The sequence below is a fragment of the Rhodopseudomonas sp. G2_2311 genome, from assembly GCF_047501505.1.
Taxonomy (GTDB): domain Bacteria; phylum Pseudomonadota; class Alphaproteobacteria; order Rhizobiales; family Xanthobacteraceae; genus Rhodopseudomonas; species Rhodopseudomonas palustris_H.
In genome coordinates, this window is sequence record NZ_JAZDRK010000007.1 from 100,786 (window position 1) to 126,807 (window position 26,022).

The 26,022-nt window shown below is 63.6% G+C and carries 17 protein-coding genes and 2 pseudogenes; 3 read left to right on the forward strand and 16 right to left on the reverse strand.

Annotated features, from left to right (window positions below; translation table 11 throughout):
- The 6 genes from VRZ08_RS12455 to VRZ08_RS12480 all read right to left on the reverse strand — a co-directional run bounded on the left by VRZ08_RS12455 (position 1) and on the right by VRZ08_RS12480 (position 5,746).
- Complete coding sequence (locus VRZ08_RS12455) at positions 1 to 1,287, reverse strand: cytidylyltransferase domain-containing protein (protein WP_414532724.1); 1,287 nt, start codon at positions 1,285 to 1,287, stop codon at positions 1 to 3.
- Entirely contained in the window at positions 1,284 to 2,198 is a 915-nt protein-coding gene (locus tag VRZ08_RS12460) for an NAD-dependent epimerase/dehydratase family protein (RefSeq protein ID WP_414532725.1), read from the reverse strand. Before VRZ08_RS12460 ends, VRZ08_RS12455 begins: the two co-directional genes overlap by 4 nt.
- Positions 2,198 to 2,761, reverse strand: a complete 564-nt coding sequence (gene rfbC / locus VRZ08_RS12465; protein WP_414532726.1) for a dTDP-4-dehydrorhamnose 3,5-epimerase — start codon at positions 2,759 to 2,761, stop codon at positions 2,198 to 2,200. Before rfbC ends, VRZ08_RS12460 begins: the two co-directional genes overlap by 1 nt.
- Before the next feature lies 1 nt (position 2,762).
- Positions 2,763 to 3,812, reverse strand: coding sequence for an NAD-dependent epimerase/dehydratase family protein (locus VRZ08_RS12470; RefSeq protein WP_414532727.1), 1,050 nt, complete (start codon positions 3,810 to 3,812; stop codon positions 2,763 to 2,765).
- A gap of 12 nt (positions 3,813 to 3,824) precedes the next feature.
- Positions 3,825 to 4,595, reverse strand: a complete 771-nt coding sequence (gene rfbF / locus VRZ08_RS12475) for a glucose-1-phosphate cytidylyltransferase (RefSeq protein WP_414532728.1) — start codon at positions 4,593 to 4,595, stop codon at positions 3,825 to 3,827.
- Positions 4,596 to 4,750: 155 nt separating this feature from the next.
- Positions 4,751 to 5,746, reverse strand: a complete 996-nt coding sequence (locus tag VRZ08_RS12480; protein ID WP_414532729.1) for a glycosyltransferase — start codon at positions 5,744 to 5,746, stop codon at positions 4,751 to 4,753.
- 483 nt (positions 5,747 to 6,229) lie between these two features.
- Between VRZ08_RS12480 and VRZ08_RS12485 the strand changes: the two are divergent.
- Positions 6,230 to 7,225, forward strand: a pseudogene (locus VRZ08_RS12485) (transposase); the annotation flags it as partial.
- A gap of 46 nt (positions 7,226 to 7,271) precedes the next feature.
- Here VRZ08_RS12485 and VRZ08_RS12490 read toward each other — a convergent pair.
- Positions 7,272 to 8,097, reverse strand: a pseudogene (locus tag VRZ08_RS12490) (transposase); the annotation flags it as partial.
- A gap of 953 nt (positions 8,098 to 9,050) precedes the next feature.
- On the opposite strand from VRZ08_RS12490, the gene VRZ08_RS12495 reads away from it, so the two are divergent.
- Both VRZ08_RS12495 and VRZ08_RS12500 read left to right on the forward strand, forming a co-directional pair.
- Complete coding sequence (locus VRZ08_RS12495) at positions 9,051 to 11,069, forward strand: methyl-accepting chemotaxis protein (protein ID WP_414532730.1); 2,019 nt, start codon at positions 9,051 to 9,053, stop codon at positions 11,067 to 11,069.
- Positions 11,070 to 11,232: 163 nt separating this feature from the next.
- Entirely contained in the window at positions 11,233 to 11,583 is a 351-nt protein-coding gene (locus VRZ08_RS12500) for a GrlR family regulatory protein (protein ID WP_107345033.1), read from the forward strand.
- Between the two features lie 32 nt (positions 11,584 to 11,615).
- On the opposite strand, the gene VRZ08_RS12505 is transcribed toward VRZ08_RS12500, so the two are convergent.
- The 9 genes from VRZ08_RS12505 to VRZ08_RS12545 form a co-directional block, all read right to left on the reverse strand.
- Positions 11,616 to 14,318 carry a PAS domain S-box protein gene (locus tag VRZ08_RS12505; protein ID WP_414532731.1) on the reverse strand — a complete coding sequence of 901 codons (2,703 nt, stop codon included), beginning with the start codon at positions 14,316 to 14,318 and terminating at the stop codon, positions 11,616 to 11,618.
- Positions 14,319 to 14,506: 188 nt separating this feature from the next.
- Positions 14,507 to 16,681, reverse strand: coding sequence for a PQQ-dependent dehydrogenase, methanol/ethanol family (locus VRZ08_RS12510; RefSeq protein WP_414532733.1), 2,175 nt, complete (start codon positions 16,679 to 16,681; stop codon positions 14,507 to 14,509).
- A gap of 153 nt (positions 16,682 to 16,834) precedes the next feature.
- Positions 16,835 to 17,626 (reverse strand): NUDIX hydrolase, encoded by a 792-nt coding sequence (locus VRZ08_RS12515; RefSeq protein WP_414532734.1) that lies wholly within the window; start codon positions 17,624 to 17,626, stop codon positions 16,835 to 16,837.
- A gap of 4 nt (positions 17,627 to 17,630) precedes the next feature.
- Positions 17,631 to 18,584 carry a dihydrodipicolinate synthase family protein gene (locus tag VRZ08_RS12520; protein ID WP_414532735.1) on the reverse strand — a complete coding sequence of 318 codons (954 nt, stop codon included), beginning with the start codon at positions 18,582 to 18,584 and terminating at the stop codon, positions 17,631 to 17,633.
- Between the two features lie 103 nt (positions 18,585 to 18,687).
- Positions 18,688 to 19,566: an SDR family oxidoreductase gene (locus tag VRZ08_RS12525; RefSeq protein ID WP_414532736.1), complete on the reverse strand. Its 879-nt coding sequence runs from the start codon at positions 19,564 to 19,566 to the stop codon at positions 18,688 to 18,690.
- 147 nt (positions 19,567 to 19,713) lie between these two features.
- Positions 19,714 to 20,574 carry a MaoC family dehydratase gene (locus tag VRZ08_RS12530; RefSeq protein WP_346294973.1) on the reverse strand — a complete coding sequence of 287 codons (861 nt, stop codon included), beginning with the start codon at positions 20,572 to 20,574 and terminating at the stop codon, positions 19,714 to 19,716.
- Between the two features lie 132 nt (positions 20,575 to 20,706).
- Positions 20,707 to 21,099: a Zn-ribbon domain-containing OB-fold protein gene (locus VRZ08_RS12535; RefSeq protein WP_107356098.1), complete on the reverse strand. Its 393-nt coding sequence runs from the start codon at positions 21,097 to 21,099 to the stop codon at positions 20,707 to 20,709.
- Entirely contained in the window at positions 21,099 to 22,247 is a 1,149-nt protein-coding gene (locus VRZ08_RS12540; RefSeq protein ID WP_414532737.1) for a thiolase domain-containing protein, read from the reverse strand. The genes VRZ08_RS12535 and VRZ08_RS12540 overlap by 1 nt, the downstream gene beginning before the upstream one ends.
- 251 nt (positions 22,248 to 22,498) lie before the next feature.
- Positions 22,499 to 25,984, reverse strand: a complete 3,486-nt coding sequence (locus tag VRZ08_RS12545) for an indolepyruvate ferredoxin oxidoreductase family protein (protein ID WP_414532738.1) — start codon at positions 25,982 to 25,984, stop codon at positions 22,499 to 22,501.
- Between the last annotated feature and the right edge of the window lie 38 nt (positions 25,985 to 26,022).

A 26,022-nucleotide genomic window follows, 5' to 3' on the forward strand; every position in this document is an offset into this window, starting at 1 on the left:
CTAGAATTCTCCTAGTTCATTGAATATCTCCATCGCCGGACGCCCCAAAGCAACGGACATTCCGACCCGCCATTCCTTCTCGATTCCGATCAACGTCGCAGCGCGAACCTCTGGCCACTTCGTACGAGGAATAGCAACCACTCCGTCTGCATCGGCAAAGATGTAATCACCATTGCTAATGGATACACCGCCAATTTCGATCGGGAAATTCATTGCGCGCAGCACGCCCTTGAATTTGATGTCAAGGCAATGCCTTCCTCTTGCGAAGACAGGAAAGCCAAGACGACGAACTTCATCCACGTCGCGGGTGACGCCATCGATCACCGCACCGACAGCGCCCGAGCGCATGGCGATCTGTGCATTGAGCTCACCAAAATAAGCGTGCTCGCGAACTCTGTTCTCAACAGTGATGACGTCGCCCGGCCTAACAAAATCGTAGGACTTGAGCGCGTCATAAATGCCGCGCCAAGTCTCTCCTTCGCCAACCACGTCCAGTTGTAGCGTCTTGGCCCGGCCGAAGAAACGGCTTCGCCCAGCGATCTCGCGCGGCAGCGCTTGGGCTAGCCCTAGTTCGCGAGTGACGTCCGAGAGGAGGGATGAGGTGAGATACGGCGCAAGCGCCGTTAGCGCAAGGTTTTCGCGCGCGCGTTCGCCAGCGGCGACGGTTTCCGCCAATACCAGATCTTCGGGCCAATTGACGTCAATCAGCTCGGTCGGATCAAGTTCAAAGAGCAAAGGGGTCAGTCCGAACCGCTTCCCAGCCCGGGCCGTCTCGCCTCGCACGATATAGAGAGACATCGCCTCTACGACCGTCTCGGGCAAGTCGACGCTATTCGGAATTCGGTCTCGCCCGTAGAGCGGCTTACCGTCTCCCCAGAGATACTGTTTGCCACGCGAAACCGCTACCAATGAGTCGTGCTCGGGGGATTGCTTCAGCAAAGCTAGCGCCCGTGACACCGTCGCCGCGGTGACGAACGGTGCCGTACAGAGCGATTGGACATAGAAATCTGCTTCGACTTGCGCGCACTCCCATGCAAACATCTCGTGGCCGTCTGTAGCATTAGTCGCCAGTGATGTGGGGCGCGCCAGTCGCTGGATCGGGAGATCACTCGCCAAAGCGGCAATTTCATCGCTCTCCGTGTCAAGGCAGACCAGATCGATGTCCGGACAGTCGAGAAGCTGGCGCAGCTTGCGCTTGAACAGCAGCTCACCGTCAAGAATGCGGAGATTCTTGTTCTCAATGCGAGCACTTGTTCCCTTGGCAGGCACGAAGGCGATTACAGTCATGCCCGGTACCCGTCAGCCAACTCATCCCACGCTTCTTGCTCGTTCCAGTTCGAGACAAACAGTGCTGCCGGATCGGTGTTGACCCGCATCACCGGCTCGGGAAACTCGCTCTGCCGTGCCAGGTCTAAGCCGCAGGCGAGACCCAAGCGATCGCGCATCTCGCTCGCGAAGCGCTCTGCGAACCTGCCTTGCGTCTCGACGTAGCCGGATGGATTGAACCGGGCGCTGGCGGAGCCCGCTGCCAGCTCCTCGGCGTATCGCACGTAAGCAAGCGCCAGCAGCCGGACGTGGATGTTGTCGCGGATATAGGCCGGGGTATTGACCTTGGCGACTTCGCCCGCTTTCCAGGTGCGCATCAGGTAGGCGCAGAACCGCGGTTCCTCCAGCGGCCCGAACGGATTTGGGATGACAAACTTGCCGTAACCGATGCCGGCTTCGCGGCAGCGAAACGCGACGACCTCGGCGGTGAGCGCCTTCGACACTCCATAGGGAGAGAAGGCCACCAGCGGGGCGTTGCCTGCCCCTTCGTCATTCTCGAACACACTCCCGGTGAGCGCCACGGCCTTGAACGTGCCGTTTGCCAGGACCTCCCTCAGGTTCAGCGTGTTCGCTCGTAGCGCGCCGGCGATATCGAAGTCCGGACTGCGATAGTCACCAACCTGCGCAGCGTGATGACACAGCAGATCGAAGCCGCGCCGCGCCAACTCGGCGAAGCGCAGCGAGCCGAACACGCAATCCTCGACGATCTCCGCAACATTAGCGAGCCGGCGCACGCGTTCACCCCGTACGCCGTCGGCATAGGCCGCCAACGGTTTGCGTAGCGGCGCGACCACCTCGTGCCCCGCCTCCGCCAGCAGGCGCGCGAACCAGTATCCGGTGAAGGAGCTTGCACCGGTGAGCAGAACCCGCATCACGCGCCCCGCATCAGCTCGAAGCCGTGGAATGAAGGATCCAGATCCGGCCACGTACGGTCCTTGTCGGACTGTTCGGTCGGATCGATCGGCCACTGGATGCCAATCGCCGGATCGTTCCAGCGTGCGCCGCGTTCGTTCTCAGGTGAGTAGAACGCGGAAACGAGATAGAACGCCTCGGTATCGTCCGTCAGCGTAATGAAACCATGGGCGAAACCTCGCGGTACGTACATCACGGTCCGATTCTCGGCGGTCAGCTCTGCACCGAACCATCTGCCGAAGGTCGGCGAGCCGGCACGGAGGTCGACGATCACGTCGAACAATCCGCCACGAACGCAACGCACCACCTTGACCTCCGCTGCCGGCGGTAGCTGGTAGTGCATGCCGCGCAGCGTGCCCTTCTTGCTCGACAGCGAATTGTTGATCTGCACAAACCGGGTTTCAAGCCCGGCGCCCGCGAACTCCTGCTCGCAGAAGAAGCGCGCAAAGAAGCCACGGTCGTCGCCGCGCTTCTCCAGCTCGATGGTGTATGCGCCAATTAACGGCGTTGGAATAAACTTCATCTCATTTCGCCTTCCAGCGCAGGTCGCTGCCGAGTCTGCCCGCAGCCATGTGCCTTCGCAGCGTATTGAGGCGCATGTAGGGTGAGTTTCGGAAGTCTTTGTCGGCAAATTTCATGCGCTCGAATCCCGCAAGCAGTCGTGTGATCGACTGATCGAGCGACACCTGCGGCAGACTGTCGGGCGCAAGCGATTTGAACAGCGAGAAATCGACCTGATAGGACCGCTTGTCCGGTGGCGCTGCGGTGTTGATGGACACCTTGGTGCCGGGCACATGGCGGGCTACTGACTCTGCGAGATCACGAACCTGATAATTGTTCTCGCTGCGGCCGGCATTGACCGCGAGCCATGCCCCTCCGTTGGACGCCGGCCGGCGGATCGCCCAGGAAACCGCTCGCGCCATATCCGCGACGTCGATCAGCGGTCGCCACGGCGTGCCATCACTCAGCACAGTGATCTCGCCTGACGTCACCGCGCAGGCCACGAAGTCATTGAGGACGAGGTCGAGACGCAGTCGATCCGACATCCCGCAGGCCGTGGCAAAGCGAAGACTGGTGAACACCATGTCTCCGAGATCGGCGTTCCGCAGATCATCCTCCGTCCCGATCTTGGAGCGGGCATAGGCGGTGAGCGGATTGGTCGGATCAGTCTCCTTGCGAGGCCCACCGTCTGCTGCCCCATACATGGAGCAGGAAGAGGCGAAGACAAAGTTCTTCACACCTGCAACCGCTGCGAGCTTGGCGATCCGCACGCTTGCGTCGCGGTTGATCGCCCCCGTGACCTCCTCGAATTCCTTGCCCATCGGGTCATTGGAGACCGCGGCCAAGTGAACCACGGCGTCGACCCCGGTCAGCAAATCCTCGGAGAATTCACGCACGTCGCCGAAATACTGGCGTGAAAGCACCGTCTCAGGTAACAGCTCCGCGCCCGTGAGCGAATGGCCGAAGAAGCCCGTATCGAACCCGACGATTTCGACGCCCACCTCGCTCTCGTGCAGCGACCGAGCGAGCACTGGACCGACATAGCCCATGTTTCCAGTAATTAGTACACGCATCGTTCGATACCCCTACCACTTCTTCCAAGGCGCTTCGCCGGCCGCCCACAGCGCTTCGAGATGGCTACGGTCGCGCAACGTATCCATCGGCTGCCAAAATCCATGATGAAACCACGCCGAAAGCTGACCTTCCGCCGCCAGACGCTCCATCGGCTCCCGCTCCCACACGGTGCTGTCGTCGTCGATGTAATCGGCAACCTTGGGTGAAAGAACGAAGAATCCGCCATTGACCCACCCGCCGTCGCCGAGCGGCTTCTCCTGAAAGCCATTAACCTGGGTCCCGTCGAGCTTGAGCGCTCCGAAACGCCCTGGCGGCTGCACGGCGGTCACGGTGGCAAGCCTCCCCTCCCGACGATGATGAGCGATGGATCCGGCAACATCGACGTCGCTTACGCCGTCGCCATAAGTCAGGCAAAACTCTTCATCCGCACCGATGAATGGAATCACCCGCTTGATCCGCCCGCCAATCTGGGTCGCCTCACCGGTGTCGACCAACGTCACGCGCCACGGCTCACATTTGGCGTGATGTATTTCCATCCGATTGGCATGGATGTCGAACGTAACATCGGACGTATGGAGAAAATAGTTCTGGAAGTACTCCTTGATTACGTAGCCCTTGTATCCCAGACACACGATGAATTCGGTTATCCCGTGAGCGGTGTAGATCTTCATGATATGCCACAAGATCGGCTTCCCACCGATCTCGACCATGGGCTTTGGCCTCGTACTCGTCTCTTCGGCGAGCCTCGTTCCCAAGCCGCCGGCCAACAACACTGCTTTCATGCTACTTTCCACGATCGTTACAAGCTTGCCATCACGCAAGCATTCAACTCAGTCATCCGTTGGCTGACCGCCCCGCTCTTCAGAAGCACTCATCAAAAACGCCGAACTGGACAATAATTGATGACGATCGCAAGTACCGCGACCGTCCACACTGCTCATCCTCGCCCCTCATCCATTCCCCTATCACCGCCCTTGTAACCACCCTCTGCTGACGGCTCACGAGCAACCAAGGTCGCGAACAATTCTTCGAATTGGCGCTCGACCATTTCTCGCGAGCTGCTCTCCGCTACGCGCTTGCGAGCAGCCAGCCCCATTGCAAGAAGCGATGGCTTGTTATCTAGCAGTGCGCGTATAGCGTTCTTTAGACTTTCTACTGACCCAGCCTCTGCAATAAATCCCTCGATGCCGTTTCGAACGAACTCGGCACATCCGGGGACATTCGTAATAATACATGGCCTACCGCAAGCAGCCGCTTCCAGTAGCGCGCGCGGAAGGCCCTCACCTCCGCGACTAGGGAATATGGCCGCATGATGCCGGGCCCAGACCCCGACGACGTCTTCCGTGAATCCCCGAAATTTGACGTAGTTACCATTCGCACAATCGCGCGGATCGCACGGCAGAGGATTGGCTGGATCGGGCTCACCATAAACGTTCAACTCGATCGAGTGGCCCTCTGCTCCCAACTCGGCGACAGCCTGAACCGCCAAATCCACCCCTTTCGACCACACCAACCGAGAGACGATGGCTAATTTGATCGTTTCATCGGCGGGAAGCGCTTGCCACGCGAACTCTGTAAGATCGACACCAGCTCCAGAGACCAACATTTGCCGAGTTCGATCGTAGCGATTGACTCCGATTGCGACCGAATCGGCGTAATTTTCAAATACAAAATAGCAATTTCGATGCCTTCCAGCAGCTCTGAGCAACGCAAATGTTAGACGACGAACTAGCCTTGTCCTAAGATCATCGACAATTCCTATCAATCCTAGACCGGTGACATAGACGACAATTTTTGTATTTTTTAACATTAGTAACGACGGCACAATTGTAAGAGCTACCCGCAATGAAAACGCAACGATTACATCGGGCCGATCCTTTGAAAGCAGAAGCCTGGCTGTCATCCAGATTGATTGGAGAATGTAATCGGACACCCCGAGATACCTGGACACCGGAGATGCCTGCAGATCAATATCTCGCCTAAGATCAAATCTCTCATATCTCTTCGGCACCAGAGCAACGACTCTCAGTCCGCGCTTTATGGCCGCATCGATTACTGGCCGGAAATGCCTAAAGAGAAGCCGCGAACTATTCGCGACAAGCATCGCACTGTGGGCCGAGCGAGATTGCCCACCATTATCCAACGACCCCGCCCCCGGACCTAACCATCGCCTATAAAAAGACCGCCAATCCGCCAAACGATACCGCATCAAAATACCAATGCGACCCAACGGACGTCGCTTAGTTAAGCCGTATATATACTTTTACTCAACTAGCACGCGCAATAGGTAGGCATATGGACAATACGTATTAGCTCGCGGGAGCTCCCGCGCAGATTGGCGGTAGCCATATACGGCCGCAATCCCTTCGGTTTCTATCGAAAGAAGCTGGAGTCAAACCTATGCAAGGACCGGACGATGAAGCGATCGAAGTTTGCGGAAGAGCAGATCGTCGCCGATCTGCGTGAGCAGGAGGTGTGTGGGGGAGCGACCGTCGACGTGTGCCGCAAACAAGGCGTTAGCAGCGCGACGTTCTATGCCTCGAAGGCGAAGTTCGGCGGGATGGAGGTGTCGCAGGCCCAGCGGCCGTGGTGCTTAGAGGATGAGAACGCTAAGCTGAAGCGGCTATTAGCCGACACTATGCTCGACAATGTCGCGCCGAAGGATTTCCCGGGAATGGTGCTACGGCCCAAACAGGAAGCCATCGCTCATCTGGGGATCAGCTAGAAATTGAGCGAGCGGCAGGCCTGCCGGGTAATCCGAGCCGATCGCAAGAAGATCCGCTATCGGTCCTGCAGGCCTTCGGACATCGAGCTTCGCGCTCGCCGGCGCGAACTCGCCGCGGAGAAGCGTCGGTTTAGATACCACCGCCTGCACGTCCTGTTGCGCTACGAGGGCAGGTGGTGAACCGGAAGAAGACGCTGCGCCTCTACCAGGATGAAGGGCTGTCAGTTCCGACGGCTTGGCGCAAGCGAGCGAGCGACACACTAGCGCCGCTCCTGGTCGAAGCCCGGCCGAATGCGCGCTGGTCGGTCAACTTCGTGTCGAACCAGTTTGCGTCCGGGCGGCACTTCCGCATCTTCAACGTGGTCAACGACGTCACCAAAAAGTGCCTGGTGGCGGTCCGAGACACCTCGATCTCCAAACGGAGGGTGACGCGCGAATTGGCCGACGTGACCGGCGGCGCGGCAAGCCCAACCTGATCATCTCCGACCATGGCGCCCGGTTCACCTCCAACGCGATGCTGGCCTGGATCCAGGAGGTCGGTGTCTCTTGGCATCGCCTTCGGCAAGTCAATGCAGAGCGGCACCTGCGAGGCCTGCAGCGATGGGGGACGTACTCCCTAACGAGAGGCTGTTCTACGTTCTCGATCACGTCTGCGGCGTCCTCGCCCGATGGGTGGGCGGCTACAGCCGGACGTGACCGCATTCCGCGCCCGGCTAGCTGACACCGGCCGCCGGTTGGTGCAGTCGTCTGGGGATGGTTCCGACGAGGTGACCAATGTGACCGCAGGCGGCGGCGATTGTTCGCGTTGGGCGATGCGCATCCAGTGTCTGATCTTGGCGAAGACCTGCTCCATCGGGTTGAGGTCGGCGAGTACGGCGGCAGATACCAAAGCTTGGCGCCGGCTTTCCGGATCATCTGGCGGACGGACGGGGACTTGTAGCTCCCGAGATTGTTCATTAGGGCGATGTCGCCCGGCGGCAGCACGCGAACGAGCTGCTGCTCGACATAGGCGCGGAGACTCTCGCTGTTGATCGGTCCATTGAACACGAAAGGCGCAGTGAGCCGGTCGCAGCTTAGCGCGTCCAGAAAGGTCAGCGTTCGCCAGCGGCCGTGCGGCGCAAAGCCCAGGCGGCTTGGATCGAGGCGGTCCTCCAGGCTGTGCTAGCGCTGCCGCTTCCACGCGACGTCGGCGCGGCCCTGTTCAAGGGCGAACAGCGTTCTTTTTGAAGCTCAGACCCTAGCGCCGCAGTAAGGTCCACACCGTTGTGCGAGACCTTCAAGCCGCGTGCAGCGGTTTCATCCTTCAGCCCGTGCAGCGTCAGACGTGGCGTGTGCTTGATCCGCTTAACGATGAACGCCCAACGCAGCTGCAAGATAGTCTTGCGGTGTCCGCCTATCTTGCCCGGCGCCACCGATCTCGTCTCCAGATAAAGCCGGTGCCACTTCACGATGGACGACGGCGCAACGCCGAACCGCTCCGCAACAGTCCGGCAACTCTCGCCGGCACGCATCGCCGCAACCGATCGTTCACGAAGATCGTTGGAAAGAGGTGGCACCATCGATGCTAGACTCTAATCCAGCCAGCATCTTGAATCACAGACCGCGACCCGACGGAATCCCCTTCGATTCAAACAAGCGTGCCTCCTCTAGGCAACTTCCCTCACTGCAACGGACGATCGCCGGTGCAATCCCGAGCAGCTCCTCCGATCGTCCGCTGCTCAACCGGCGCGCCTGCCCCAATCTCAGCCCGTGAATCTGACTTCATCTGCATGAATGAACGGCGGTACCGCATAGACATTCGGATTAACTGATCGGATTCGTGAGGTTTTATTTTAAGATATGTCCTAGCGCAAGATAGGCTTATTGGTATCGAGTCGTAGCTTCCTCATTCAACCTCGACACCTTACTGATTTATCCGATCTGCAGCCTTGGTGTATCAAAGCCTGCATCGCCTCAGCCTCACTTACAGCGCTCTAGATGCCTCCATCAGGAGAGAAGCTAGAAAACGTGGATACTGATCAAATTACAACATGATCTCAATCGCATATGAGTTCGCGGTTTTGTTGTGAATGGCGCGCCATCGACACCCGGCTGCCCCCCGGCTCCATGCAGCGGCCGCCCTGCCATCCCATCTATGAATTTCGATGAAATGCGACCGCCGGGATCGGTCGGGTCGCCGCAAGTTGCCGTTCGGCACATGCGATAAATCCGCGCGGGGACATCCCCGGCGCCTTCCCGCGACACGACCTTGGTATGAGCGAATACCGATGGGATCAGCCCGGTCGCGCCTCTCCCCCCCAAGTAACGCTATGCCCTTCATCCACAAGGCGTACGCGATGTTCGCGGAGCGAGCAGGAAACGGTGGCGATTCAACTCATCGCCGCATCGCGCGCCGCCGCACGGCATCATGCTCCAGATCGAGATTGGTAGTTCTACTGGAACCTATTTTCACCATTTGATAATCGCCCCGCGATCAGTTTGCGGACGCAACCACGAATTAGGTAGTCTCACGATGAAGTTCGATCGCATTGGTAACAAACTCGGTGCTGCAGGCCTGCTGGGCGTCATCCTCGCCGGCGGCATGCTCGCCAATCAGTTCGTCGCCGAGCGCAAGATCGAGGCAGCCAATGCGCTTGCCGACGGGCAGCAGTACATCAACGAGCACACCCTCGAGGCCAATATCGCGCTGCGCCGCATGCAGCTCGCCGTCCGCGATATCCGGCTGGCGAAGGCTCCGGGCGATCTCGACAAGCCGATCGCGTCGCTGACGGACATGACGGCACGGATGGCGAAGGAAATCGACAACGCCGCCCAGCGCACGGTGAAGCAGGAGAACAAGGATCGCCTGCTCCAGATCGCCGCGCTCAACAAGGACTACGAGAAGCAGGGAACGGAGCTGGTCAAGACGATCAGGCAAATCTTCGACATTACGGGCAAGCGCAACGCGCTGGGCGGCGAATGGCGTACCGCGCTCGATGCAATCCGGACCGCGCCGGCAACCGCTACCAATCGCCTCGAAACCGAACGGATCCTCTACGAAGCGGATTCGCACTTCAACGCGATCCGCGCAGCGACCTGGCGCTTCAGCGTCACCGGCGAGGACAGCCAGAAAAAGGCGATCGATACGCGGGGCAATGAGCTGAACGATACGCTGGCCCGGCTGCGCAGCGTTGTCACCGACAAATCGCTGAGCGACGAGATCGATCAGCTCGCCGACGCGGGCAAATCGTTCAACGAACTGACAGCGAGCGCTCTGAAGTTGGAATCCGGCAAGCTCGAGATCGCGGCCGCAGCGCTCGGGATCGCCAACCGGTCGGCTGAACTGATGCGGGCGGCGGTGGACGAATCCAGCAAGAATTATCGCACCGCCAAGGAAGAGGCCGATGCGGTGCTGGTGCAGGCGAACCGGGTCAGCTTCGCGGTCGCGATCATCGTGATGCTGGCGCTGATCGGCTCGGTGATCTTCACCTTCGTCGGCGTCGCCCGCCCGCTGACCCGGCTGAACGGCGCGCTCGGCCGCATTGCCGACGGCCAGCTCAATACCGAGATTCCCGGCGCGACCCGCGGCGACGAAGTCGGCGACATCGCCAAGACCGTGGTGGTGATCAGCAAGAATGCCGAACAGAAGGCGCGCGAGGAAGCCGAAGCTCAGGCCCGGCAGGAGCAGATCGCGGCGCAGCGGCGCAAGCAGGAGATGATCCAGCTCGCCGACGGCTTCGAATCCGCGGTCGGCGAAATCGTCGATACCGTGTCGTCGGCCTCGACCGAACTCGAAGCGTCCGCAACGACGCTGACGAGCACGGCCGAGCGCGCCCAGGAGCTGACCACGATGGTGGCCGCGGCCTCGGAAGAAGCCTCGACCAACGTCCAGTCGGTGGCCTCCGCCACCGAGGAGTTGTCGTCGTCGGTCAACGAGATCAGCCGCCAGGTGCAGGACTCGGCGCGGATCGCCAACGACGCCGTCAGCCAGGCGCGCCTCACCAACGACCGCGTCAGCGAACTGTCGAAGGCGGCCGCGCGGATCGGCGACGTGGTCGAACTGATCAACACCATCGCCGGCCAGACCAACCTGCTCGCGCTCAATGCCACGATCGAAGCGGCGCGTGCCGGCGAAGCCGGACGCGGCTTCGCCGTGGTGGCGTCGGAAGTCAAAGCCCTGGCCGAGCAGACCGCGAAGGCCACCGGCGATATCAGTCAGCAGATCTCCAGCATCCAGGGCGCCACCAACGAGTCGGTGAACGCGATCAGGGACATCAGCGCGACCATCGAGAAGCTGTCTGAAATCTCCTCCACCATCGCCTCGGCGGTGGAAGAGCAAGGCGCCGCCACCCTGGAGATCTCCCGCAACGTGCAGCAGGCGGCGCAAGGGACGCACCAGGTGTCCTCGAACATCACCGACGTGCAGCGCGGTGCGAGTGAGACCGGCTCGGCCTCGTCGCAGGTGCTGACCGCGGCCCAGTCGCTGTCCGCCGACAGCAACCGGCTGAAGACCGAAGTCTCCAAGTTCCTCAACACCGTCCGGGCGGCCTGATCACCGCCCTGCCCTCGGCGCCCCGAGCCGAGGGCTCCATCCGCGAGGAGGCTCGCCGGCTCGGCGGCGGGCACCGGATATCCTGTCACGTTGACGCCCGTTCACCCGCTTTGGCATAACGGGACGGTGCGTCCGATCAGTTGTGGGCGCAGCGGGGAACGTGATGAAAAACGGGCTGTATTCGCTCCACGTTGATCTGCTCGACGGCCGCTCCGGCAAGGGCAGCGGCGTGGCGCTGTTTCGCGACGGCAAGATCCTCGGCGGCGACGCTTATCTGTATTACGTCGGCAGCTACGTGGTCTCGGGCGACAGCTTCAAGGGCGAGGTCACCGTCACCCAGCACACCCCGAGCCCCGACGCCAATCCGCTGTTCGGCGGCCAGAAGGAGCCGGTCGGGGTTGGCGTCACCGGCACGTCGGATGGCAAATCCGCGGTGATGACCGGCACCGCGCTGGTCGGCAAATCCAGCCAGCTGTTTCGCGCCACGCTACGATGGCTCGCGCCCGCCGATTGACGCGCCGCAGCGGCAGTCGTCCGCGCCCTTCCCTATGAGGCCGAAGCCGCCGACAGCTCGGCGCGCTCTTGCGGCGCGGTCCGCGGCAGCGTCATCAGGATGCGGGTGCCGTTCCCCGGCTCGGAGTCGAGTTCGAGCCGGCCGCCGAGCCGGTTGGTGATGATGTTGTAGACGATATGCAGGCCGAGGCCGGTGCCGCCCTGGTCGCGCCGGGTGGTGAAGAACGGATCGAACGCGCGGCGGCGGACGTCGAGGCTCATGCCGCAGCCGTCGTCGGAATACGCCACCACGACGTGATCGTTGCCCGCCGCCCGCACCTGGATCTCGACCGTGCCGGCACGGCCGTTTGGAAACGCGTGTGCCACCGAATTCAGGAACAGGTTGGTCAGCACCTGGCCGTAAGGGCCCGGATAGGAATTCATCATCAGCCCGGGCTGGCACTCGACGTTCAGCGTCAGATTGTGTTTGCGCAGGCCCGGCCGCAGGCTCATCACAACCTGCTCGGTGAGATCGCCGAGATCGAACAGGCGCTGGTCCGAGTAGTTGCGGTCGGCTGCGACCTGCTTGAACGACTGGATCAGCTCGGCGGCGCGGTTGAGATTGGCGACCAGCTGTGACGAGGCATCGCGCGTCGTCTCCAAAAATTCGTTGAGGCGCGACCGCTTCAACTCGCCGCGCGCCACCTCGGTGGCGAACACCGCGGCCTTGCGCTCCAGCGCCGAGGCCACCGTCAGGCTGATGCCGACCGGATTGTTGACCTCGTGCGCGACGCCGGCGACCAACCGGCCGAGCGCGGCGAGCTTTTCGGCTTCGATCAGCGACTGCTGGGTCTCGCGCAGGTTTCGCAGCGCCGCCTCCGCCGCGTCCTTGGCCTGGCGCATCTCGAGTTCGCCGCGCTTGCGCTCGCCGATATCGAGCGCCACCGTGACGATCCGCTCGATCTGACCGTCAGCGTCCTTCAGCGGCATCTTGTTGACCAGCCACTGCCGCACCGCGCCGGTGGCGTCGCGATACTCCTCCTCGTAGAAGCCGAGGCCCTCGCCGGTCTCCAGCACGCGCTTGTCGTTGGCGTCGGTCTTGTGCGAGCCGAACCGCGACATCAGCTCCGCGGTGGTGTGGCCGATCGCGTCGCGTGGGTGAATGCCGAACACGCCCGCCATGTAGCGGTTCATCAGCACGTAGCGCAGCTCGGTATCCTTGACGTTGATCACCGCCGGAACGGTGTCGATAACCTGCTGCAGCAGCAGCCGGCTCTCGGCGACCGCCTGCTCGGCGCGCTTCTGATCGGTGATATCGCGTACCGCACCTTCGTAGCGGATGACGTTGCCCGCCTCGTCGCGGACCGCACCGGCGCTATCCGACAGCCACAGCTCGTCGCCATTGCGTTTGCGTGCCTGATACTCGAATTCGCGCACCATGCCGTCGCGCTGCATCAGTTCGCGATATTGCTCGCGCTTGGCCGGATCGATGTAGATCGTGGTGGTGACGTCGGCGGTGGCGCGGATCAGTTCGGCCGGGCTGTCATAGCCCATCATCCGCGCCAGCGCCGGATTGGCGTTGAGCAGCGCACCGTCGGGCGTCGTCACATAAATGCCGTCGATCGAGCCCTCGAACAGCTTGCGATAGCTCTCTTCAGCGAGCCGCTGCTCCGCGAGCGCCCGCACCGCAGCTTCGCGGGCGTTGTCGGCCTCGACCAGGGTGCGACGGAACACTTCGGCGGCGCGGGCGATATCGCCGATCTCGTTCTTCACGTCGGTCGCCGGGATCGCGGTGAATTGCTGCCCCGCCGCCAGCGAGCGGATCGCCCGGGTGATCGCGGTCAGCGGTCCGACGGTGCGGCGAACCACGAAGGCCGCCGCCATCCAGCCGACCAGCACGCCGGCGATGCCGAGCACGATGCTCTGCCATTTGTCTTCGGCCAGCGTGCGGGCGAGATCGCGCGACAGCACCCGTCCGCGACGCGCGGCGGCATCGCGCAGCAACTCTGTGACCTTGCCGATCAGCCGCCCCTCGGTGCCGAGCACGTCGCGGTCGAGATCGGCGATCTCCTGCTCCACCGCCGCGGTCGCGGCGATCAGCTCGGCGTAGTCGCGCACCGAACGGGCCGCAGCCGCATCGCCGATCGGCAGCGCCCGCATCCGCCGTGCCGCGTCGCTGGCACCCATCAGGTCGCGCGACAGCAGCGCGGCCCCGACCTTGATCTGGGCCGAATGCAGTTCGCCGGCAAGCTTGCGATCGGACAGGCCGGCGATCGTGGCCTCGAACGCCTCGCGCAGCGCCGGGATCTTCGCCACCAGCTCGCCGCGGCGCTGCATCAGCTCGGTGATGCGCTGCAGCCCGTCGCGATAATTGGTCAGCCGCTCGGTGACGCCGTCGAGCATCTCCTGCTGATCCGGCGCCAGCTCCAGGCGGGTCTTCTTCAGAAGTTCGGTGAGCGCGGATGCGGCGGTGAACACCTTGCTGGCCGGCTGCGCCCCGGGTTCGGTCACCGCCTGGCGCGCGGCGAAGCGCAGATCGCTCATCCGCCGCTCGATCTCTTCGGCGAGATCGCCGACGCTCTGCAGCCGCTGCAACTCGCCGAAGGTGCGGTCGATATGCCGGATCGCCACCACGCTGCCGATCGAGGTGGCGGCGATGATCGTCAGCAGCAACAGGAAGCTGCCGAACGTCATCTGTCCGATCGAGAGCGTGCGTGTCCTCACGCTCTGGATGAACGATGAAACAGCGTTTGGCATGCTGACGAGACCGACGCTCCCTGTGCGGGCGTCCTGCTCCCGCACTTGCGCCGCCGACAGTACAGCGTCGGTGCGCTGTCAACAATCGCCGAAGCAGACCCGGGCAGCGCCGGGCTGCCGGGGTCTTCAGGTTGTGATGGAAGCGATCGCCGCCCGGGATCAGCCGGGCGGCAGCAGAGTATCGACGGCTATTTTTTCGGCCGGATCGCGTCCGCGGTGCCTTGGATGAAGGCCTGGATCTTCACCACGTCGGCTTCGGTCAGCTTGCCGGTGAAGTCCGGCATGCCCTTGTCGCGGAACGGCCCCTTGAACACGATGTCCTTGAGGTGGGCGATCCGCTCGGTGGTCGAGTAGCCGAGGTTCTTGACGTTGCCGCCGCGGTCGACGCCGGGCACGCCGTGGCAGGTCGCGCAGGCGGCGACGTAGATCGCCGTCCCCTCGGCCACGTCCTTCGGATCGTACTCGATGCCGGTGAGCAGATTGCCCATCTGATACTTGGCGAACTCCGGCATCTTGGCCTTGCCGCCGACCGCGAAGGTGTACACCGTGCCCGGCGCCTCGGTCTCGGTGGCGCGGGCGCTGATGCCGAACACGCCGCCCCAGCCGACCGCGATCGAGACGTATTGCACGCCGTCGACCATGTAGGTCGCAGGCGCCGCCACCGCGCCGGTGCCGAGCGGGCTCTCCCACAGCTTCTCGCCGGTCTTGGCGTTGTAGGCCACGAAGCGGCCGTCGGCCGTGCCCTGGAATACGAGGTTGCCCGCGGTGGTCAGCGTGCCGCCATTCCACGGCGAGACGTATTCGGCGCGCCAGGCTTCCTTCTGCTGCACCGGGTCCCACGCCACCAGCCGGCCGAACGGCAGGTTCTTCGGCGGCACTGCATTCAGCGTGAAGCCGACATTCCAGCCCGTGGTCGAGCCGAACTTGAACGGCTCCATCTTGTTCTGGGTCAGCGCCTTCTCGCCGGTGAGATTGATCGGCACGCCCTGCGCCGGCAGGTACACTAGGCCGGTCTGCGGATTGAACGACATCGGGTGCCAGTTGTGCGCGCCATACGGCCCCGGAATCGCGTCGAACGATTTGTCCGCAGAGCGTGCTTCCGGCACTTCGATCGGACGGCCATTGGAGTCATAGCCGGTCGCCCAGGTCACATCGACGAAGTTCTTCGCCGAGATGAACTGTCCGTTGGTGCGGTCGATCACGAAGAAGAAGCCGTTCTTCGGCGCGTGCAGGATCACCTTGCGCGGCTTGCCGTCGATCGGAATGTCCGCGAGGATCATCGGCTGGGTCGAGGTGTAGTCCCAGTTGTCGCCGGGCGTCTCCTGATAGTGCCAGACGTATTTGCCGGTGTCGGCATTCAGCGCGACGATCGACGCCAGATACAGGTTGTCGCCGCCGGCCGGGCTGCGCAGATTCCGATTCCATGGCGAGCCGTTGCCGGTGCCGACATAGATCAGGTTGAGATCGGGATCGAACGTGATGGTGTCCCACGCCGTGCCGCCGCCGCCATTCTCCCACCATTTGCCGGCCGGGTCCCAGGTCTTGGCGGCCTTCTCCATCGACTCGTCTTCGAACGGCTTGCTCGGATCGCCCGGCACCGTGAACCAGCGCCACGCCTGCTTGCCGGTCTCGGCATCATAGGCAGTGACGTAACCGCGCGCGCCGTACTCGGCGCCGCCATTGCCGATCACCACCTTGCCGTTGAACACCCGCGGCGCGCCGGTGATGGTGTAGGAATGTTCGTGATCGATCAGCGTGTCGATCTCCCACGCCTTGTTGCCGGTCGCAGCATCGAGCGCGATCAGCCGGCCGTCATAGGCACCGACGAACACCTTGCCCTTGTACAGCGCGACACCGCGGTTCACGACATCGCAACAGCCGCGATAGCCCTTGGAGTGATCGACCTTGGGATCGAAGGTCCACAGCTTCTTGCCGGTGCGGGTGTCGATCGCATGCACGACGCTCCACGACGCCGTGACGTACATGATGCCGTCGACCACCACCGGCGTCGCTTCGACGCCGCGCTCGGAGCCGAGGCTGTAGCTCCATTGCAGGCCGAGCTGTTTGACGTTGTCGGCGTTGATTTGGTCGAGCTTGCTGAAGCGGGTCTCGGCGTAGTCGAGGCCGTAGCTCGGCCAATCCTTGGTGGTCTTGGCGTTGGCGACGATCGCCGCACTGTCGACCGCACCTGTCACCGCGCGGATATGCGCGGCGGAGCCTTTGGCGTCTTGCGCGATGGCGATCGCCGGCGCCAGCAGCGCGGCCATCAGCGCCGCGGCGCCGAGGCGCCTCGCAGCTAATCGTATCGCTGGATGTTGGACAGGTCGGTGCGCAGTCCGCACCGCGTCAGCAGGCTTCCTCATGCATTCGCTCCCTACACGGCCTCTTGCCGGGCCGAGCGGAAGTGTTGCGCGCAGTCGAGAGAGCGTCAACCAGAATGCGGACGAGATGCAGACGCAGTTATGATCTCGCAATGCAATGCGCCGCGCGCTGCATTGCGATGCCGCGGCTGCGAACTACGCGCCGGAGAATTCGAACAGGTCGCCGTCGTAACCGGCTTCCGCCGGAATCCGCAGCAAACGCTTGTCGCCGTCCTTGGTCATGATCGGCAGCACGGTCACAATGCTCTGTGCACGTGCGTGATCGAGCGCTGCGGCGACGCTCGGCTGCTGGCCGAGCCGGATCAGATTGCGGGTGGTCGGAAACGGCAGCGTGAAGCGACCGCTGTCGCCACCGTCGAGCGCCTCGCGCGGCGACAGCCAGATCGAATCGGTGGTCTCCCCGCCGTCGTGCATGCCGAGTTGTTCGGGCGGCGCCTCGGCCAGGAAGAACCAGGTGTCGAACCGCTTCGGCAGCTTCTCCGGCGTGATCCAGTGCGCGTAAGGCACCAGCAGATCGAGCGCCAGCACCAGTTCGTTGTCGGCCAGGATCTGCGCAAACGCGATGCTGCCGTCGCACAGTGCCTTGCGATGCGCCGCTTCGATCTCGCCGGCGCGGCTGGCGGCGACCAGCGCGTCGCTGCCACGCGGCCGCGCCAGCAGGATGCCGCTTTCCTCGAAGGTCTCGCGGATCGCTGCAATCCGGAATTCCAGCGCCGGACCGACCGATCCGTCGACGCCGGCATACAGCTCCGGCCGCCCGACGATGTCGCGGTCGCCGGCATCGACGCTGCCGCCGGGGAACACCAACGCCCCGGAGGCAAACTCGACCTGATAATTCCGGACCATCATGAACACGTCGAAGCCGGCCGCGGCCTGACGCAACAGCACGATGGTCGATGCGGGACGCGCGGCAGCTTCAACGGTCATGGTGTTACTCCGCAGCTTTGCTGCGCGGTTCGAGATCGGCGCGTTTGTCGACCCGCGCCAGCCGCGACAGCAGATAATCGACTTCTTCGCGTGCCGTGTCGGTGAGGCTCGCGCCCGGCTTGCGCTGCGCGCTCGACGACAACAACCCGCGCTTCTTCAGCACGTATTTGCGAACCGACAGGCCGACGCCCTGCTGATGCTCGTAGCGGATCAGCGGCAGATGCGCGTCGAACAGGTTGTGGGCGAGATCGCGCTGCCCGGCCTTCGACAGCTTGACGACATCCACCAGCATGTCCGGGAAGCAGTAGCCGGTCATGGCGCCGTCGGCGCCGCGCTCCATCTCGAAATCCAGGAACAGGCCGCCATTGCCGCACAGGATCGACAGTGGGCGCAACGATCCGTCCTTCTGGAAGCCGCGCAGCGTGGTGATCTTCTCGAGCCCCGGCCAGTCCTCATGCTTCAGCATCACGCAGGACGCGCTGTCCATGACGATCTGCCGGATCACCTTCGGGGTCATCACCACCGACAGCGTCAGCGGATAATCCTGCAGCACCCAGGGTACGTCATCGCCAATCGCCTCGGTGGCCTGGCGGAAATAGGTGGTGATCTGCTCGTCGGTGCGCAGCGCCGGCGGCGGCGCGATCATGACGCCGGCCGCGCCCGCATCCATCGACAGCCGCGCCAGCCGGCGCATCGCGGCGAAGCCCGGCGCCGAGACGCCGACGATCGTCTGCATCGACTTGGCGCGCTTGATGAAGCGGGTCGCCACCGCCTCGGCCTCGGCCGCATCGAGCTTCGGCGCCTCACCGAGAATGCCGAGCACGGTGACGCCCTCACAGCCGACCTCCGCGTAGAAATCGGTCAGACGATCGATCGAAACGTCGTCGATCTTTCCATCGTCGTGGAACGGGGTCGGCGCGATGGCGAAGGTGCCTGCGGCTTCCGGGGTGAGCTTCATGAAGTGGGCCTTTCGATGGGTTTCACCGATGCCGGCAGGTCGAGCTGCGCAGCACCGGCGTTCGCCGCCAGGTGGTCCCCGGGCGGCGCCGCACGGCGCCCGTTCAGCGCGGGCGCCCGGCCGCCTTGATAGCCTCTTCCGAAAAGAAAATCTCGCCGGCGTGGGTCACAATGTCCTCCGCCGACCAGGCGTCGTGCGGCGGCTTCCAGCCTTCCATCTCCATCAGCTTCATCTCGCGCACCCCGCGCGGGCCGGAGACGCCGAGCACCTTGCCGGTCTGATCGCCGGACAGGCCGGAGACCATGTAGAGCACCGCCGGGGCGATCCCCTCCGGCGTCAGCGCCGCGCCCGGGTTCTCGCGGTAGCGCGGCAGGTCCTCGGTCATCCGGGTCAGCGCGCCCGGCGCCAAAGTCCAGATCCGGATGTTGTATTTGCGGCCCTCGATCGCCAGCACGTTGGACAGGCCCCAGATGCCGCCCTTCGCGGCGCCATAGTTGCTCTGGCCGAAATTGCCGAGCAGGCCCGAGGTCGACGAGGTGTTGACGATTACGCCGCCGCCATTGTCCTTCATCCATTTGAACACCGGCTGGGTGACGCAGAACGTGCCCTTGAGGTGCACCTTCATCACCTTGTCCCAGTTCGACTCCGACACCTTGGCAAAGGTCTGGTCGAGCAGGATGCCGGCATTGTTGACCAGGATATCGGCGCGGCCAAAATGCTTGATGGCGTCGTCGAACACCGACTGTCCGCCGGCCATCGTCGAGATGTCGGCGGTGTTCACGACGGCGCGGCCGCCCGCGGCCTTGATGGCATCGACCACCTGCTGCGCCATGCCGGCGTCGGAGCCCGAACCGTCCCGCGGTCCGCCGAGATCATTGACCACCACCGCGGCGCCTTCGCGCGCGAACAACTTGGCGTAGGCCTCACCCAGCCCGCCGCCCGCTCCGGTGATCAACGCCACCTTGCCATCGAGCAATCCCATCGCGTCCTCCCGTTGTTGCCTGCGCGCTGACCGCGTCTGTTGTCGTCATTGCCGGGCTCGACCCGGCAATCCATCTTGTTCGAAGGGATGGATGCCCGGATCAAGTCCGGGCATGACGCATCACTCGAAATAAGCGTCGTTCTCCACTCAGCCCAGCACCGTCCGGCCGCTCTTGATCACCGTGACGTTGCGCGCCTTCACTCGCGCTTCGAACGAGATCACGTTGCCGTCCTTCCACATGTCCATGGTGACGGTCTCGCCCGGATACACCGGCGAAGAGAACCGCACCGCATGCTGCCGGAACGCCGACGCGTCGTAATCGGCGTAGGTCTGCAGCACGCCGCGGCAAGTCAGGCCGTAGGTGCACATGCCGTGCAGGATCGGGCGCGGGAAACCGGCCTTCTGGGCGAACTCGGGATCGGAATGCAGCGGATTGCGGTCGCCGCACAGCCGGTAGATCAACGCCTGGTCCGGCCGGGTCGAGATGTCGACGCTGCGATCGGGCGCGCGATCCGGCATCTTGTGCGGCTCGGGCTGCTCCAGCGCCGGGCCGCCGAAGCCGCCGTCGCCGCGGGCGAAGCGCGACGCCAGCAGCGTCGCCAGGGCCTCACCGGCTTCATCCCGCAGGATGGTCTGGTGACGGATCACCACGCCCTTGTCCTTGCCCTTGTCGTACACTTCGACGACGCTGGAATCGGCGGTGATGTTCGCCGCCACCGGCATCGGCCGGTGGAAGGTGATGTCGCGCTCGCCGTCGACCACCAGCAGCCGGTTGAGATTCATCTCGCCCGGCCCTGCGCCCCACGCCGCGACCGACGCGAAGGTCGGCACCACTTTCAAAGGACGCTCGGTGTAGGTCGCCTCGTTGACGAAGCCGAGCTCCTTCTCGTCCATCGGATCGGCGCCCATGCCGATGCCATAGGCGTAGAGCATCACATCGCGATCGGTGTAGGCGTATTTCTGGCCGACGCTCTTCAGCGCCATCAGTTCGTCATAGCGGGCCGACATCGGCTTCTCCTTTGTTTTATCTCTTTGACGAAAAACTCGGCCTCCCCGTCATTGCGAGGAGCGAAGCGACGAAGCAATCCACATGCGCCATACGCGGCGCTGGATTGCTTCGCTTCGCTCGCAATGACGCGGCTAGGCCACCGTAAAGAACGGCAGCGGTGCGCCGCCGTCGCTGGGCTTGAACACCACCTTGACCTTGGTGCCGATCTTCAGCGATGCGAAATCGCAGTCGACGAAGTTGGTCAGCACCGACGGGCCTTCCTTCAGCGTGACGTAGCCGATCGCGTAAGGACCGGTCGGCGATTTGCGCATCAGGCTGTAGCTGTAGATCTCGCCCTCACCCTTGCTCTCTTCCCACACCGTCTGGTCGGAGAAGCAGAACGGGCACAGCGCGCGCGGGAAGTAATGCGCTTCGCCGCAAGCGGTGCACCGCTTGATCAGCAGCTTGCCTTCGGTCGCCGCATCCCAGAACGGCTTGGTTTCGGCGTTGCCCTGAGGCGCGGGATATTTCACGGGGCTGTTCATCACACGCGCTCCAGAATGCAGGTCGAGGCGGCGTGGCGGATGCCGAGCATGCCGCCGGTGCCATGAGCGATCGCGAGGTCGCAGTTCGGCACTTGCACCTTGGGATGCGCCTCACCGCGGAGCTGCCGCACGGCTTCGAGCAGCTTGGTCATGCCGCCGCGATTGACCGGGTGGTTGCTGCACAGACCGCCGCCGTCGGTGTTGAACGGCAGCCTGCCAACGCCCGAGATCAGGTTGCCGTCGGCGACGAACTTGCCGCCCTGCCCCTTTTCGCAGAAGCCGAGATCTTCGAGCTGCATCAGCACCGTGATGGTGAAGCTGTCGTAGATCGAAGCGTACTTGATGTCCTTCGGCGTGACGCCGGCCATCTCGAACGCCGGCGGCGCGGACCACACGCCGGCCGAATAGGTCAGATCGAGGTTGTGGCCACCGCGCGGCCCCTTGATCGCCTCGCCGGCGCCGATCATCCGCACCAGCGGCTTCTTCAGGCTGCGTGCGATCTCCTCGGTGGTGACGATCAGCGCACCGCCGCCGTCGGTGACGACGCAGCAATCCATCCGGTGCAGCGGATCGGCGATCAGCGGCGAGTTCAGCACGTCCTCGACGGTGACGACGTCGCGCAGCATCGCGTGCTCGTTGTACTGCGCATGATGCGAGGCCGCGACTTTGATCCAGGCGAGCTGTTCGGACGTGGTGCCGTACTGGTGCATGTGGCGCGCGGCGCACATCGCATAGACGTTGTGCGTGGTGGCGCCATAAGCCAGTTCGAAGTCACCTTCGGCGCCGACCGGGCGCGGCGGCAGCGCGCCGGTCCGCGGCTTGCCGGCCAGCGTGATCAGCGCGACCGAGCAGCGGCCGGCGGCGATCGCTTCCGCGGCATGGCCGAGATGCACCAGATAGGAGCAGCCGCCGGTGTCGGTCGAATCGAAATGGCGAACCTTGAGGCCGAGATAATCGACCATCGCCATCACGCCGCCGGGCGCGTCGCCGGCGCAGAAGTAGCCGTCGATGTCGGCCTTGGTCAGGCCGGCGTCGTCGAGCGCACCTTTGGCGACTTCGGCGTGGAGCTGGGCGATGGATTTATCGGGCGCGTGGCGCGTGGGATGTTCGTAGATGCCGGCAATGTAAGCCTTGCCTCTTATTGTCAACGCAGTTCTCCGCTGGCGTTTGGTCGGACGGTTTTTGTGACCGCTCCAAGCGACCTTGGCAAGCGTGTTCGCGCGCGGCGACAATTACCACGTCGCGGAATGTCTTGAGGTCGCCTCGTCACAGTGAGCCAGAGGGAAAGAGCTCTCCGTCATTGCGAGCGAAGCGAAGCAATCCAAGGCCCAATGCACCGGGCTGCTGGATTGCTTCGTCGCTGCGCTCCTCGCAATGACGCGGATAAACTGCGAACGACCTACTCCGCCGCCATCTGCCGCGGCGGCGCGGGTTGCGGGGCGCGCAGATTGGCGCGGAGTTCGGCGAACCGCGGCGCGGTGTCGTCCACCGACTTCTGCTTGATCGGGCCGTAGCCGCGAATCCGGTCCGGCATCGCGAGCAGCTCCACCGCGGTGTCGATCGTCGCCGGCGACAGATGCTGCAGCACGCTGGCGACATCCGCCTCGTAGTCGGCGATCAGTTTTCGCTCCAGCTTGCGCTCGGGGTGATAGCCGAATGGATCGAGCGGCGTGCCGCGCAGGAAGCTGAACTTCGCCATCGTCCGGAACACCGGGCGCATCGCCTCGCCGAACTGCCGCTTCTTCGGCCGGCCGGTGAGATCGATGCCGGGCAGGATCGGCGGCGCGAGGTTGAAGCTGATCTTGTAGTCGCCTTCGAACTGATCGCGGATCTGCTGTTCGAAGCCCGGCTCGGTCAGCAGCCGTGCCACTTCGTACTCGTCCTTGTAGGCGAGCAGCTTGGCGTAGTTCAGCGCCACCGCACGCGGCAGCGCCTCGCCGTAGCCGCCGGCCTCCGCGGCGCTGCGCACCTTGGCGACCAGGTCGGCGTAGCGCTTGGCCAGCCGCTTGCCCTGATACGAGGTGAGCAGCGCGCTGCGATGCGCGATGATCTCGTCCAGCGACATCTCGCCCTGGGTCTTGCCGGCGGTGGCATGATCGGCGCCGTGCAGCAGCGAGGCCAGCCGTGCCGGATCGGCGGCGGCGAGCCGGCCGAGCCGGAACGCCTGGGTGTTCATCTTGATTGACACGCCGTTGAGTTCGATCGCCTGCTCGATCGCGGTCGCCGACAGCGGCAACAGACCCTGCTGATAGGCGAAGCCCATCATCATCATGTTGGTGGCGATCGAGTCGCCGAGCAGCGTCTCGGCCGCCTTGGTGAAATCGAGGAACGCCGAGTCCTTGCGCAGCGCCGCTTCGAGCACGCTGTTGACCTTGCGGGTCTGGAAATCGAAGTCGCGGTTGCGGATGAAGTCGGCGATCGGGATCAGATGGGTGTTGACGACGCCGTGGGTGCGGCCGGCTTCGCATAGCGACAGCGTCTCCTTGGAGATCGCCATCACCTCGTCGGCGACGATCAGCACGTCGGCGGTGCCGGTGACGATCCGCGAACAGGTGACGTCCTCCGGCTTGTCCGACAGCCGGACGTGGCTGAGCACCGCGCCGCCCTTCTGCGCCAGGCCCGACATGTCGAGGATCATCGACGCCTTGCCTTCGATATGCGCCGCCATGCCGAGCAGCGCGCCGATCGTCAGCACGCCGGTGCCGCCAACGCCGCCGACCGCGACGTTGTAGGGCTTATCCAGCCCGGGCCGCGTTGACGGCTCCGGCAACGAACCGAGATCGCCGAGATCGACCGCCGCGCGCTTGCGCAGCTTACCGCCGTCGATGGTGATGAAGGACGGGCAGAAGCCCTTGAGGCAGGAGTAATCCTTGTTGCAGGTCGACTGGTTGATGGCGCGCTTGCGGCCCAGCTCGGTCTCCAGCGGCTCGACCGAAATGCAGTTCGACTGCACCGAGCAATCGCCGCAGCCTTCGCATACCGCGGCGTTGATCATCACCCGGCGCGCCGGATCTTCCATCAGGCCGCGCTTGCGGCGCCGGCGCTTTTCCGCCGCGCAGGTCTGCACGAACACGATCGCCGAGGTGCCGTTGATCTCGCGGCATTCCTTCATCACCGCATCGAGCTCGTCGCGGTGGCGCAGATGCACGCCCGGCGCGATGGTGTCGGCCGGATAGGCCTCGGGATTTTCAGAGACCAGATAGATCTCGCGGATGCCTTCGGAATGCAGCTGGTAGGTGATCTGCTGCGGCGACAGATCGCCGTCGTGACGCTGACCGCCGGTCATCGCGACCGCGTCATTGTAAAGGATCTTGTAGGTGATGTTGGCCTTCGAGGCGATCGACTGCCGGATCGCGAGGCTGCCGGAATGAAAGTAGGTGCCGTCGCCGAGATTGGCGAAGATGTGCTTCTCGTCGGTGAACGGCGCGATGCCGGTCCACGGCACGCCCTCGCCGCCCATATGGGTGAAGGTCTCGGTCGAGCGATCCATCCATAGCGACATGAAGTGACAGCCGATGCCGCCGAGCGCGCGGCTGCCTTCGGGCACCTTGGTCGAGGTGTTGTGCGGACAGCCCGAGCAGAAATACGGCGTGCGCGCGATCGGCACCACCGCCTGCACCTGCGAGGCGTCGCGGCCATGGAACCAGTCGGCCTTGGCGCGCAGCATCTCGGCGATCGTCGGATCGATCTCCATCGCCAGCAGCCGGTCGACCATCGAGGTCGCGACCTTGGCGACGCTCAGTTCCTCCGCGAACGGCAGGAAGCGATGGTTGTGATCGTCCATCTTGCCGATCACGCGCGGCCGGTCGCGCATCCCGAACAACAGCTGCTTGACCTGGTTCTCGACGATCTCGCGGCGCTCTTCGACGACGAAGATCTCTTCGAGCCCACGCGCGAATTCCTGCACGCCTTCTGGCTCCAGCGGCCACGGCATGCCGATCTTGTACAGCCGCAGGCCGATCCGGGCGGCGACCTGCTCGTCGACACCGAGCTCGCGCAGCGCCTGGCGCACGTCCTCGTAGCTCTTGCCGGACGCCATGATGCCGAACCGCGCGTTCGGCGAATCCATGGTGATGCGGTTGACCTTGTTGGCGCGGGCGAATGCGATCGCGGCGAAGCCCTTGTAGTCCTGCAGCCGGCGGTCCTGGTCGTAGCGATCATCCGGCCAGCGCAGATTGAGCCCGCCCGGCGGCATCTCGAAGTCGGTCGGAATCACGAACGGCTTCATCTCGTCGGCGAGATTGATCTCCGCGGTGGTCTCCACCGTCTCGGTGATCACCTTCATGCCGACCCAGCAGCCGGAGTAACGCGACATCGCGATGCCGAGCAGCCCCATCTCGATCATCTCGTGGATCGACGACGGATACAGATACGGCATCAACGCGGCGATGAAGGCGTGGTCGGACTGATGCGGCACGGTCGACGACTTGGCGCCATGATCGTCGCCGGCGAGACACAGCACGCCGCCGTGTTTGGCCGAACCCGCGGCGTTGGCATGGCGGAACACGTCGCCGCAGCGATCGACGCCCGGACCCTTGCCGTACCAGATGCCGGTGATGCCGTCGTACTTGGCGCCGGGCGACAGATTGAGCTGCTGCGTGCCCCAGATCGCGGTGGCGGCTAGGTCTTCGTTCACGCCCGGCTGGAATTTGACGTTGTACTGTTCGAGATGATGGCGCGCGGCGACGAGCTGCTGATCGTAGCCGCCGAGCGGCGAGCCGCGATAGCCGGTGACGAAGCCGGCGGTGTTGAGGCCGGCCGCGCGGTCGCGCCGGACCTGCGCCATCGGCAGCCGCACCAGCGCCTGGATGCCGGTGAGGAAGACGTGTCCTGAGTGCTGCGTGTATTTCTGATCGAGACTGATCGGTCCCTGGTCGATTCCCATCCGGCCCTCGCGAAAGGCATTGGACCGCAAGGGCCATT